Consider the following 13,635-nt stretch of genomic DNA (forward strand, 5'->3'; position numbering starts at 1 on the left):
GGAAATACTTTGGATATCGCCAAAACGTTTGCTCTTAATTTCTTGAATTAAGTGGATCGATGGTTGAAGGGAACAAGATGGCACAAATTCCTATGACAGATCAAGAGGTAAAGATTGCCCTTGATGCGCTGTCTGATCAGATTGATAAATACGCAGAGCTTCTTGTAAAGAAGGGATGCGCAATTTCTGAGGGAAGTCAGCTGGTAATTAATGCTTCGATTGAGATTGCTGATTTTGCCCGTAGGGTTCAGCGAGCAGCTTATGCGGCTGGCGCAGAATTTGTCACAGTTATTTGGGGCGATCAAGAGTCCTCAAGAATTATGTACGAAAACGTTGACCTAGCGCATCTCTCTAAGACACCAAGCTGGAAGATTGAGCAGCTTAACTCCCTTGCAGAGCAGGGTTCAGCATTTTTGTTCCTCTCGTCTGATGATCCAAATGGTCTAAAGGGAATTGATCCAGAAAAGCCAGCTGCTGTTTCTCGCGCAAGAAACTTAGAGTGCGACGTCTTTAGAAACGGTATGGACTTTGGTAAAAACGTTTGGTGTATTGCTGGTGTTCCTGCAGCTGAATGGGCAAAGGTAATTTTCCCCGAGCTTTCTGAGGCTGAGGCAATCTACAGGCTTTGGATTGCAATTTTAGACGTTGCTCATGCAAGTGGAGAAGATCCTCAGAGTGCTTGGGAGACCCACAATGCAACATTTGAGAAAACCAAGCGCTTCATGAATTCTCATCAGTTTGAAGAGCTTCGTTATGAGTCTTCAAATGGAACTAACCTGACTATCTGCATGAATCCAGGACATCTTTGGGAGGGCGGCGCTGGAAAGACGCAGGATGGAACGTTGTTCTTCCCTAACATTCCTACCGAGGAAGTCTTTACAACGCCAAACTATCGCAAGGTAAACGGCACTGTTCACTCTGCGTTGCCTCTGATTCATGCCGGCCAGATTGTCAAAAACTTCTGGTTTACCTTCAAAGACGGCGAGGTTGTTGACTACGGCGCTGAGCAGGGCAAAGACGTTCTGACTTCTATTGTTTCTCAGAAGGGCGGCAAGTATCTGGGAGAATGTGCTCTTATCTCTAAGAACACGCCTATTCGCCAGAGCGGCATTTTGTTCTACGATACCCTGTATGACGAGAATGCTAGCTGCCATTTAGCACTTGGAATGGGCTTCCCAGAGTGCCTGAAGGGCGGCCTTGAGATGACCCCAGAAGAGCTTTTGGCCCACGGTGTTAATCAGAGCACTACGCACGTTGATTTTATGATTGGTGCAGACGATTTGAACATTTGGGGAATTTCTGCCGATGGAAAAGAAACACCAATTTTCGTAAATGGACAATGGGCATGGGAGTAAACTGCTACACTATCCTAGTTGCGTGGTAAAATTGCCACGCCCGATAATGGGCCGTTAGCTCAGTTGGTAGAGCAGGGGACTTTTAATCCCAAGGTCTAGGGTTCGAACCCCTAACGGCCCACCAGGTAATTCAAAGGTCGGGTACCATAGTGGTACTCGACCTTTTCTTTTACGAGCAGAAGGAGTCTCATCGTGGTAGATCGCTACACCGGCAAAGAAATGGGCCACATCTTTTCTTTGGAGAACAAGTACGCCGTTTGGCAGGAGATTGAAGTCCTTGCGTGCGAAGCACAGGCTGAGCTTGGTGTTATTGGCATTTCTCGCGAAGAGGCAGCTTGGATTCGTGAGCACGCTGCGTTTAATCGCGCTGAGGTAGACGAGATTGAGGCCGTTACCAACCACGACGTCATTGCCTTCCTGACCAATATGGGCTCCTACATCGATGCCAAGGTTCCAGAGGGTGAGCTTAAGCCAAGTCGCTGGGTTCACTACGGCATGACCTCAACGGACCTGGGCGATACCGCCCTTTGCTATCAGCTCACCCAGGCATGTGACCTGCTTATTGCTGCGGTTCGTCGCTGCGCTGCTATCTGCAAGCGTCGCGCATTTGAGGAGCGCGATACTCTGTGCGTTGGTCGTACTCATGGCATTCATGCTGAGCCTATGACCTTTGGCATGAAGTTTGGTAGCTGGGCCTGGGAGTTTAAGCGCGACCTTGACCGCTTGAAGGATGCCCGCAAAAACGTCGCGTATGGTGCTATTTCTGGTGCTGTTGGAACCTACTCTTCCATTGATCCTTTTGTAGAGGAGTATGTTTGCGAGAAACTCGGTCTTGTCCACGATCCACTTTCAACCCAGGTAATTTCTCGCGACCACCACGCGTACCTTGCTGGTGTTCTGGCAACCGTTGCCGCTACCTGCGAGCGTATTGCAACTGAGATGCGCGCGCTGCAGAAGACCGATACCCTCGAGGCTGAGGAGCCATTCCGCAAAGGCCAGAAGGGCTCTTCCGCTATGCCTCACAAGCGCAACCCTATTACTGCCGAGAAGATCTGTGGTTTGTCCCGCGTAGTTAAGGCAAACGCACAGGTTGCTTTTGATAATGTTGCTCTTTGGCACGAGCGTGACATCAGTCACTCTTCTGCTGAGCGCGTTGCCCAGGCAGATAGCTTTATTGCTCTTGACCACATGCTGTCAAAGCTTGAGTTCCTGCTTGATGGCATGGTCCTGTATCCAGAGCAGATGATGGCCAACCTCAATAAGACCCGTGGCATGCTCTTCTCGTCAAAGGTTCTTCTTGCCCTGGTCAACACTGGTATTACTCGTGAAGAGGCATACAAGATTGTTCAGTCCAACGCTATGAAGGTCTGGGCAGATATTCAGCAGTGCAAGGAAGGACCATCCTACCAGGAGCTTCTTGAGGCAGATCCAGCCTGTACGCTGAGCCATGAGGAGCTTGAGAAAATCTTTGATCCTCGCGCATTCCTTACCCGTTCAAACGTTTTGTTTGACCGTCTTGAGCATCTTGAATTGGACTAAATCGTGTCACTGTTTGGGAACATTTCTCGTCGAAACTTCTTTAAGACGGGAGCGGCTGGTGTCGTAGTTGCGGGTGCAATTAGCATCGCGGCTGGCTGCTCTCATCAAGAAGGCTCGGGAGATGCAGGAAAACCGCTGGTACTTGACGAGTCTTCTGGCACAAATGTGCTGGACTCCTATAGCTCGACGGAGTATTCTGCCCAACCTAGCCAGACCTGGAATCTTCCTTTGGGAAGCGTGTTGCATCCAGCCGATGGAAATTGGATTCCCGTCACCACGGCCGGAGCGTCTGCTACGCCAATGGTAAAGGGCTCTGCTCTTTCGCTGACGTCTGGCCAGGTTGTTGACGTTGTTCCTGCGGCTCAGATGAACAATACCACCGCCGTAATTTACGACGTTCGCTGCTCCGACTCCGTTTATGCATGGGTTGAGGTGGACACCACAACCTTTGACTGGGAGCTTCTTGCCGCACCATTTTCTGACGGCAAGCTTACTGGAGATGCAAAGGTCCTCTACAAGGCCGATAAAAACTGGGATCCGGCTCCGTTTGCCTGCGGAGACGATAAGGTGGTTTGGCTCGTCCAACCAGCTTCTTCTGGCGAGAAAACCCGTGAATCTTCGCACTGCTACGTGTGGCGTGTGGGGGATTCTGAGGGAACGGACGCCGTTGAATCTCCAGGTAGATTTGCTACTGCACCGTCTATCTCAAAGGGAGTAGTTACCCTCACTCCTCGAGTTCGCGCCTCCGAAGGCACCTACTATGGCGTTACAGCATACCTGCTGGGAGACAACCTTAAAACCAAGGTTGACCAGCTTGTTATGCCTCAATCCGTCAAACCTTTTGCAGCAAGTCGCGTAGACGATAAGTTCATTGTGTCAGTTGAAGCAAGTTATGACTCGGGGGGTCTGTTGGGCAAGATGGGAACATATATCCTGCCTGCTTCAGGCGAAAACCCTTACGTCATTGAGCGTGAACCTAATGCAATATCGGCAGGTAAAGGTAGCCTTTACATAATTAAGAGCCGCGCCTCTTACGTGCTTGTTGATACGCAAAATCAAACGGCAAACTGGCTCTATTCAATGGATAGAAGCGTTGATTACGGAGAGTTTCCTGCTCGAGAAGGCAACTGTGATTCTTTTGTAACCTACTCAACTGTTAAGGATCCTACCAGCGGATATCCGGCTTCCGTGACAGTTCGTGTTTTTTCTTTGTAGATTATTTGTAGGTATAGAGATAGAATGAATACAAATAATTAATGAATAATCGTAATGTGCCATACGCACATACATGTAGGGCAAAAGAAAAGGGGAGACAATGGCTTCCGACGAGAAGAAAATTCTGATTGTCGAAGATGAGAAAGTCATCCGTGACGCCGTCTCAGCATATCTTGAGCGCGAAAATTACGTTGTTAAGGGCGTTGGCGACGGTCAAAGTGCAGTTGAAGAGTTTGAAAAGCATGCATTTGACCTGGTAATTCTCGATCTTATGCTCCCAAAACTTTCTGGAGAGCGCGTTTGCCGTGCAATTAGAGATACCTCTAATGTGCCTATCATTATGCTTACTGCAAAAGGCGAGGTAGAAGACAGGATTATTGGTCTTGAGCTTGGTGCTGATGACTATCTTGTTAAGCCCTTCTCGCCACGTGAGCTGGTGGCACGCGTCCGCGCGTTGTTCCGCCGTACGTATTCTGAGCCAGACACTGCTGTTGACGTGCTTGATTACGGCACCCTTACTATTGATATTTCTGGTCACAAGATTCTCATCAACAACGAGGAAGTTGACCTGACCGCTTCAGAGTTTAAGCTGCTCACCACCCTTGCTCGCTATCCTGGCCGCGTGTACACACGTATGGAGCTTGTCGAGAAGGTCCTGGGTTATGATTTTGAGGGCTATGAGCGCACTATTGATTCGCATGTCAAGAACTTGCGCGCAAAGCTCGGCGATGATCCTCGTAATCCTCGCTGGCTGTTCACCGTTCACGGTGTTGGCTATCGCTTTGAGGCTGGCAACGCTAGCCATGAGTCCTAAGCTTTAGAGCTTTGGCGCTCTTCAAGAAACATCACCCAAATTCTCTTAAGAACCCTCCGGAAACTGAGGGTTCTTATAAAACTATTAAGCCTGTTCCCGTTGGCACTCAAAGCTTTACCACCCGTATGGCGGCGTTCTTTGCGCTGACTGCCGTCATGACGGTATTGGTGCTCATTTCTGTTTTAGGTATTGTCTGGGAAAACCGTTTTACTACTTATACCAGGGAGAACCTACAAAACACCGTTGATACTACCGCGCTCAATATGTCTCAGGCGTACGCGCGCGCAGACGGCTGGAACGCCGATGTGCTCTCTATTGCACGTCAGGCCTCTGCAACCAATTCCGATATTGGTATCCAGGTCTTAGATGTTTCTGGCGTGGTTCTGTATGACGACTCGGCACCAAATGCTCGCCGACCTGGTGGAAATAGTGCATTATCTGGCCCTCAGACGGGTGACGCCGTGGTTTATGCAGTTGTCCAAAACCTACAAGGTGAGCCTGTGGGCAGCATTAGAATTTGGACGTTTGGTTCTGAGCCGTTCCTGACCCAGCGAGACATTGCATTCCGTAATGGCTCCTACCAGGCAATTAGTCTTGCTGCAGCCATTGCAATTTCGCTTTCTGGGTTAATTGGTATTTTGGCCTCACGTTCACTTACCAAGCCCGTACGCCGTATTACCGAGACGGCTGTTCAGATCAGAAGTGGCAATCTTGCGGCTCGTTCAGGCATCCGTGGCGAGAATGAACTAGGGCGCCTGGGAGAAACCTTTGATGACATGGCATCTTCACTCGAAAGAGACATTAAGCTTGAACGCCGTCTGACCAGTGATGTTGCACATGAGCTCAGAACTCCACTTATGGCTATCATGGCCACCGTTGAAGCAATCCAAGACGGTATCTTGCCCGCAGATGAAGAGCGCTTGGAAAACATTGTGTCTGAGAGTAGACGTCTTTCTCGCCTGGTAGACGCCATGCTCCACCTCTCAAGGCTTGAGAACGGAAAGACAAAGTTCAACCCAGAAAGCGTCAATGTTGTGGCTATGGTGGCGAGTCTCGTTGCGGTACAAGAAACACTCTTCAAGGAGAATAACCGCACGTTGACCTTTGTGGATAAGACACCCGAGGGCAATTGTTTTGTTGATATTGACTCGGACATGATCCGAGAAGCTCTGACCAACTTGCTGAGCAATGCCATTCGCTATACCAATGATGGAGGCCATGTAGCCATAACCGTATCGATTGATGATACCGATGCGGTTATTTCCGTAACTGATGATGGTATGGGAATTGCTCCTGAGGACATTCCACAGACCTTCTCGCGATTCTGGCGTGCAGAAGAAAGCCGCGAGCGCGCTTCAGGTGGCCTTGGTGTAGGTTTGGCAATCACAAAAGAGATTATGGACCGTCATAACGGCACTATCTCGGTAGAATCCGAGCTTGGAAAGGGCACGACCTTCTCGCTGCACCTTCCTCTGCTTGCCCAAAATAATATCTCTGTAACAGATACTTTGTTGTAGGCCGATTTTTGGGCATTTTGCCGTACAATCAAAAGTCCTGCAATACAACGCGCTTTGCGCAGAAGTGAGGTCATTGTGGCTGGAGCTGAGCTTCGTCCCGATTCGCACGGTAAGGTTCGCGATATCTACGATTGTGGCGACAAACTTTTGATGGTTGCGAGCGATCGCATTAGTGCTTTTGACTTTATTCTTCCTGACGAGATTCCTTTTAAGGGAGAAATTCTGACACGTATCAGCGCATTTTGGTTTAATCGCTTCAAGGACCTTCTGCCTAACCACATGATTTCTGTTCTGCCAGATCAGACTCCTGAGCAGTTTGCAGATTACACTGAGTATCTTGCTGGTCGCGCAATGCTGGTAAAGAAAGCACAGACCGTGCCAATTGAGTGCATTGTCCGTGGTTACCTTACTGGTTCTGGCAAAAAGACTTATGACCAGGACGGTACCGTCTGCGGCATTAAGCTGCCAGATGGCCTGACTGAGGCATCTAAGCTTCCTGAGCCAATCTTCACCCCTTCCACTAAGGCTGAGCTTGGCGATCATGACGAGAATATCTCGTTTGAGCGCTGCTGCGAGATTGTTGGTGAGGATGTTGCTACTCAGCTGAAGGAAGCCTCGCTTGCAATTTATAAGGCTGCTGCAGAATATGCTGCAACTCGTGGAATTATTATTGCGGATACCAAATTTGAGTTTGGTTTTATCGACGGAAAACTTACACTTATTGATGAGTGCCTTACACCCGATTCAAGTCGTTTTTGGCCTGCTGAGGGTTATTCTGAGGGACACGTTCAGCCAAGCTACGACAAACAGTATGTACGCGATTGGCTGAAAGCCCACTGGGACATGCAAGGAGAGCCACCTCATCTTCCAGAAGAGGTTATTGAGGGCACGTCCGAGCGTTATCGTACGGCATTCCAGATTATTACGGGAACTGAGTTTGTACCACTGAAGGAGACCAATGTCACTGCGTGACACCATTACAGGCGCAACCAAAGAAGCGCGTGAGGCTACCGCAAGCCTTTCAAAGAAAGAAACCTCTGAAGAGACTGAGCGTCCTTCGTATTCCGCTTTTGGTCGCAAATCTGCTGCTACTGCTAAACCAGTACGAGAGGCAGCTGCTTCTGTACGCGTGAGTGGCTCCGGCTCTGGCTCCAGTGCTCCAAAGAGCAAAGAGGAGAAGCGTGCTGCACGTGCTCGCCAGCGCGAGCGCGAGGATATTCGTAGCCGTGGATTCGAGGCTATGCTGCGCGCGGATTCAGACTATCATCGTGCCGAGCGCGTTTGGTGGGTCTTCCTGGGTCTTGGCTTTGTTGCAACCATCATTACACTGGTGCTTTCGTATATGGTTCCTGAGTCAAGGGACCTGAACACCGGCGTTGGTATGATTTCTGCCATCATGCTGGTCTTTGCTTACTTCTGCATCTTTGGTTCGGTTGTCTACAGCTTCTTTAAGATGCGTCCTCTTCGCAAGAAGATCGAGGCTAAGGTTGCTGGCATGACCGATAAGAAGCTCAACGATTTCTACCTTGAGCGTCAGGCCGAGTACGACAGAAAGAGGGCCGAGCGCAAGGCTCGTCGTAAGTAGCGGCGGCTTCTGTGCCGTAAGCGCTCGCGAGATTTGCGTACGCGAGCCTACGTGAGTAGAATATCCCACATGCCTTCGTAGCTCAGGGGATAGAGCACCGCTCTCCTAAAGCGGGTGTCGGCCGTTCGAATCGGCCCGGGGGCACCATTGATTTCAAACCGGCAGCTTAGCGCTGTCGGTTTTTTCTTTCTGCAGCGTGTTAGCTTCGGCTTTTAGGCTTGGTGTGCAAATAGTGCGGTTTTGGTAGGTCTTACTGGGGAATCGACTAGCTTTTAACTAAGTTAACCAGGAAACTAGAGCATCTTGCCTGACGGCTAAGAGGTCTCATTAACCGATATACATTTATATGCATAAACTTTATTTAATATGCTGAATAATGAATATGAATATATAAAGAATTTAACTATGGGTAAATTCCGCTTCTAAGGAACACACCTATGTCAGATATTCTGCACAATTGCGGGCATATTACACACCTAATGAAGATAATCTGCACGTTTAAGGTATTTTCAGCGCAATGTATACGTCTTTTTGACAGATTATCTGTCATAGGTGTGTTTAACCATTTTTCCTGCAGCAAAAAAGCCCTGCAACCGAATGTGGTTGCAGGGCTTGAACGTACTGGTTGTGCTCATTGCGCTGCTTGGAGCCGCGTGTCGCGCGCTTTGCGACGCCCGCCGCACTGCGACGTTCGCGACAGCGCGCCGTGCGCGCAGAGCTTACGCTGATGGGCGAGGTCCGCTGGAGACGCGGATGGTGATCGTAGCACCAGGTGCGGCGCTTGATGGCGTCTGTCCAACTACGTTACCGGTTGCGACGTTGTCGTCGTAGACCCAGACGGTGTTGACCTGGAAGCCGGCGTTCTCAAGCGTGGTTTGAGCCGTCTCAAAGTCCTTGCCAACAACGCTTGGAACAGATCCGCTTTGGGCGCCAGACGAAACAACGATCGTTACGGTAGAGCCCTTATCTGCCTTGCCGTTAGCTGGAGACTGGGAGATAACGCGGCCCTCAGGTACGCTCGACGAAGGCTGCTGCTGAGTATCTACCTTGAAGCCTGCATCTTTCAGGACATCGGACGCACGCTCGGCAGTCATCTCGGTGACGTCTGGAACATCTGCCTTACCCTTGCCAGTAGACAGGTGATAGGTGATGGTGTCGCCAGCTTTAGCATCGCTACCTGCGGCTGGTTCCTGTGTTGCAACATAACCAACGGTTACGTCGTCCGACTCAATCGAGTCACCATTTCTTGCTTTGAGGCCAACAGCAGCAAGAGCAGACTCAGCCTCTGATGGACTCTTATTAGTGAGGTCGGGTACCTTAACTGCCGCAGCAGGTTTGGCGCCCTTAGAAATAACAAGGTTAACAGCGGTTCCTTCAGGAGCTTGCTTATTAGCGCTTGGTGTCTGGTCGATGACCTGGCCTTCTGGAGCAGAATCGCTGTAGCTTTCTGTAACAGTTCCCAGCTTAAAGTGGCTACCAGAAGCATTTAGTGCCTGAGTAGCCTGATCTTTTGTCTGACCAACAAACTGTGGAACCAGATACTGCTGGGCGGAGTTGCCGAGCATCTGTGCAATAGCAAAGCCGGCAAGAGCCAGGACAACCAAAGCGCCTAAAACGCCGAGAATAACGTTGCGCTTGTGACGTTTATTCTCGCGCCTGTCAAGCTCATCAGCCTCTTCGCGAGAATGGACGCGGTTCAAGCGACCAGTGTCGCCGCCGCGCGTAATGTAGGTGTTGGAGCCGTCGATGCCGCGACGATCCAGCCTGGAAGTTGGCTGAGGTGGTGTCACAATGCGGGGGCTCACGGTGGTGTTGCTTGGAATAGTGGCGCGGCCAGCAATGAAATCGCGCAGCGCACGAGCAAGCTCGTCAGCGCTCTGATAGCGGTCAGCCGGGTTTTTCTCCATGCAACGAAGAATGATTGCCTCGAGTGCAGGGTCAACGTTGGGGTTGATCAGCGATGGTGGCTGAGGAGCCTCGTTGACCTGCTTCATAGCAACGCTGATAGCGTCGTCACCAACAAAGGGAACGCGGCCAGTTGCAGCCTCGTACATGACAATGCCTAGGGAATAGATATCGGTGGTTGGCCCCAAAGGCTTGCCGGTACTTTGCTCTGGAGAAACGTAATGGGCGGTGCCAAGAACAGAGTTATCGGTGGTTAGACTGCTGTTCTTTGCACGAGCAATGCCAAAGTCCATGACCTTGATGTTGCCATCTGGCTGGACCATGATGTTCTGTGGCTTGATGTCACGGTGAATGATGTCGTGACGATGTGCTACAGAGAGCGCCTGAGCAATCTGAGAGCCAATCTGAGCGACCTTACGGGAATCAAGGGCTCCATGTTTGCGGATGCCACTCTTAAGGTCTGTACCACGCAGATACTCCATGACAATGTAGTAGGACTCGCCGTCCTTACCCCAGTCATAGACCGAGACAATATAAGGACTGGAGAGCGCTGCTGCAGCCTGAGCCTCCTGCTTAAAACGGGCAGCAAAGGAAGGATCGTTTGCGTACTGCGGCAGCATCATCTTGATGGCAACAGTACGACCAAGAACCTGGTCCTGTCCGCGGTAAACGGTGGCCATTCCACCAGTACCAATTTTGTCTTGAACCTGGTAACGCCCACCGAGCATTCTACCTGGCATAACTCAACTCCTATCAAGCGTGCGATTTTCTCGCCACGTCACTTACTATCTTAGAACACACCCAACTACTTGGGGAGAAGACCGTGCAGTGTTTTAGGCGCTACGAAGCAGCTCCCAAAGCCTGGATGTTCAGGCACTGCGCAAGAACACGTCCGCCAACTTGAGCACCGTAACCTAAAACGTTCTCGCCGTTGCCTTCGATGACAACAGAAACAACAAGGGTTGGGTGGTCGTAAGGCGCAAAACCGATGAAGAACGAGTTAAAGTTACCGTTCTCAACGTCTGCCGTACCTGTTTTACCTGCAATCTTGACACCCGGAACGCGAGCTCCCATACCAGTGCCGGATTCAACAACGCCCAACATTGCCTCTCGGACCTGCGCGGCGGTATCCGCAGATACTGCCTGTCCAAGCGATTTTGGTGACGTTGTAGAAACAACAGCTCCCTCTGGCGAGAGAACGCGATCAACAATGTAAGGGTTCATGACCACGCCGCCGTTAGCAATTGCAGCTGCGACAACAGCGTTTTGCATGACGGTGGTCTGAGGACCTGCAGGGCTTGCATGCTCTCCAACAGGAAGACCGCAGGATGCCCAGCCAAGCTCCCAGGTGGTCATCTCGGCAGGATTTGGCATCAGCGATGGAGTTGTGGAGAAGTCCTGACCAAGTGCGGTGCCATAACCAAAGGCACGTGCATAGCTGACCAGGTTGTCCGCGCCGAGCGCGACGCCAAGCTGTGCCAAAGCCGTATTGGAAGAGCGGGCAAACGCTTCGCGCAGAGGAATGGTGCCCATGTCCTCGTTTGCGTAGTTGTGGATAGTACCACCGCCAAGCTCCATGGTTCCTGGAGCGGAATATGTGGTGTCCAGCGTGGTAGTGTGCGTATCAATACCAGCAGAAAGTGTAATGGTCTTGAACGATGAGCCAGGGGAGTAGAGCGCCTGGGTAGTTCTGTCGACCAGTTGACTGCCGGTACCGGACTCGATAATAGTGCCCAGTTCAGCATGGGTATACGAAGGGCTAGAAGCTTTTGCAAGTACAGCTCCGGTGGCTGGGTCCATAACAACAATGGAGCCCGAATAGCCCTGAAGTGCGGCTTCTGCCACGGCCTGCATCTGCGAGTTGATGGTCAGGACAACGCTTGAACCAGCGGTATTGACGCCAGCCATCGAGTACAGAGCACTTCTCCAGTCAGAATGATCTGCGTGGCCGGTGAGCGTCTCGTTCATGGAGGACTCAATACCTGCAGTTCCGTACTGGGTAGAGATGTAGCCAACGGTGTGAGAAGCCATGCCGTCGTGTGGGTAGTTGCGCACGTAGGTACCGTCGTCTTGCTTGACGCTCTCTGCCAGGGTGACGCCGTCAGAAGTCATGATGGCGCCGCGCTGAACGTATGCACTCCTAGCAATGGTGTGGTTGTTGGTAGGAAGCGCCTGAAGTCTAGGAGCGTCAATCACCATCAAGAAGGTCAAATTGCCGAGAAGAACGGTGAAGAAGAGGGTAAATACGGTAACCAAATTGGTTAGACGTTTTCCGAGAGCAACACGTCCCAGAACACCAGACTCCTCAGACTGCAGACCAAAGCCTCCACGGATGTGGCTGCCATGCAGAACAGATGAGGCGTGAGCTCCGCCGGAAGAAATTTCAAGTCTTTGTGAATCGAGCACTTTTTTACTTGGCTCAAGTTCTGTCTCGCGACCAGTTCCCTCGTCACCTGCTCTGAGCAGCAGGGCAACAATGATAAAGCTGGAAAGAAGAGAGCTGCCGCCCTGACTCATAAAGGGTAGGGTAACGCCGGTAAGAGGCATGAGCTTAGTAACGCCTGCAACAATAAGGAAGGTCTGGAACGCCAAAACACTGGTAAGACCAGCAGCTGCAAAAGCAGATGAATCGGACTTTGCGCGAGCGGCTGTTGCGAGGCCGCGCACGGTAAGCAGCAGGAACAGGGTAATGATTGCCGCTCCGCCAAAGAGTCCCATCTCTTCTGCAATGGCCGAGAAAATAAAGTCAGACTCAACAATAGGGATCAGCGTAGGCATTCCCTTATCAATTCCGGTGCCAGCAAGACCTCCATCTGCGATGGAATAGAGGGACTGGACAATTTGGTAGCCGTCTCCAGCGGGATCTTTGAACGGATCAAGCCAAATGTTGACACGAGTCTGAACGTGACCAAAGAAGTGGTACAGCACCACGCCGCCAATAGCCAAGAGCGCAATACTGACAAAAACGTAGCTTGCGCGACCTGTTGCTACATAGAGCATGATAACAAAGAACACGAAGAAGAGCAGAGCGCTACCAAGGTCGCGTTCAAAAATAACAACGATCAGGCTGATGCCCCACATGACAAACAAGGGCAGCAGCATTTTGAAGCGAGGAATGCGGAAAGGTCCAAAAGAGCGCATGGAGACTGATAGGGCTTCTCGATTCAGTGCAAGATAAAACGCCAGGAAGAGCGTAATGGCAATCTTTGCAAGCTCGCCAGGCTGGAAGGTGAATGCGCCAAAAGAAATCCAGAGTTTTGCGCCGTAGCGGTCCTGGCCAATAACAATTGGTAGAAGAAGTAGTATGACGCCGAGAATACCAATGGAGTATTTGTAGCGTGCTAACGCGTCAAGGTTTCTAATAACCGCCAGCACCACAATCATGACAACAACAGAGATGAAGAGCCAAATGGTTTGATTAACTGCAAGATTTGGCGCAAGTCTGGTGACCATGGTGATGCCAATTCCCGAAAGTACAAACACAATGGGGAGAATGGCGGGGTCTGCTGCGGGAGCAAGGAACCTAATAGCAATGTGAGCCACAGTAAATGCTGCAAAGAGACCAATAGGAACGGCCATAGTCTCGAGGCTGAGTGTTGAGCGAGCAGTAATCATGTACATGGCGTACAGGAGAAATACGGGAATTGCTCCTGCAAACAGTAAGAAGAGTTCTGTATTACGCCTTAGTCCACCTGCTTTTTCCAT

General features: G+C 50.8%; 9 protein-coding genes and 2 tRNA genes. 9 read left to right on the top strand and 2 right to left on the bottom strand.

Annotated features, from left to right (window positions below):
* Positions 1-77: 77 nt before the first annotated feature.
* From ACO5GU_RS05540 to ACO5GU_RS05580, 9 genes are all read left to right on the top strand, one after another.
* Entirely contained in the window at positions 78-1,355 is a 1,278-nt protein-coding gene (locus tag ACO5GU_RS05540; RefSeq protein WP_484930383.1) for an aminopeptidase, read from the top strand.
* Positions 1,356-1,403: 48 nt separating this feature from the next.
* A tRNA-Lys gene (locus tag ACO5GU_RS05545) sits at positions 1,404-1,479 on the top strand.
* 68 nt (positions 1,480-1,547) lie between these two features.
* Positions 1,548-2,894 (top strand): adenylosuccinate lyase, encoded by a 1,347-nt coding sequence (gene purB / locus ACO5GU_RS05550; protein WP_314006687.1) that lies wholly within the window; start codon positions 1,548-1,550, stop codon positions 2,892-2,894.
* 3 nt (positions 2,895-2,897) lie between these two features.
* Positions 2,898-4,109 carry a Tat pathway signal protein gene (locus tag ACO5GU_RS05555; protein WP_484930384.1) on the top strand — a complete coding sequence of 404 codons (1,212 nt, stop codon included), beginning with the start codon at positions 2,898-2,900 and terminating at the stop codon, positions 4,107-4,109.
* 100 nt (positions 4,110-4,209) lie between these two features.
* Positions 4,210-4,923, top strand: coding sequence for a response regulator transcription factor (locus ACO5GU_RS05560; protein ID WP_035427161.1), 714 nt, complete (start codon positions 4,210-4,212; stop codon positions 4,921-4,923).
* Between the two features lie 11 nt (positions 4,924-4,934).
* Positions 4,935-6,440, top strand: a complete 1,506-nt coding sequence (locus ACO5GU_RS05565) for a sensor histidine kinase (protein ID WP_484930385.1) — start codon at positions 4,935-4,937, stop codon at positions 6,438-6,440.
* A 75-nt stretch (positions 6,441-6,515) separates the two neighbouring features.
* Positions 6,516-7,412, top strand: a complete 897-nt coding sequence (locus ACO5GU_RS05570) for a phosphoribosylaminoimidazolesuccinocarboxamide synthase (protein ID WP_035427165.1) — start codon at positions 6,516-6,518, stop codon at positions 7,410-7,412.
* On the top strand, positions 7,399-8,025 hold the full coding sequence (locus ACO5GU_RS05575) for an APC family permease (RefSeq protein ID WP_484930386.1): 627 nt from the start codon (positions 7,399-7,401) through the stop codon (positions 8,023-8,025). The genes ACO5GU_RS05570 and ACO5GU_RS05575 overlap by 14 nt, the downstream gene beginning before the upstream one ends.
* A gap of 71 nt (positions 8,026-8,096) precedes the next feature.
* Positions 8,097-8,172: transfer RNA gene (locus tag ACO5GU_RS05580), tRNA-Arg, on the top strand.
* A 572-nt stretch (positions 8,173-8,744) separates the two neighbouring features.
* Here ACO5GU_RS05580 and pknB read toward each other — a convergent pair.
* Positions 8,745-10,670, bottom strand: a complete 1,926-nt coding sequence (pknB, locus tag ACO5GU_RS05585; protein WP_484930387.1) for a Stk1 family PASTA domain-containing Ser/Thr kinase — start codon at positions 10,668-10,670, stop codon at positions 8,745-8,747.
* Positions 10,671-10,770: 100 nt separating this feature from the next.
* Positions 10,771-13,635: an FtsW/RodA/SpoVE family cell cycle protein gene (locus tag ACO5GU_RS05590; protein WP_484930388.1), complete on the bottom strand. Its 2,865-nt coding sequence runs from the start codon at positions 13,633-13,635 to the stop codon at positions 10,771-10,773.

This window comes from Lancefieldella sp. (assembly GCF_057237245.1).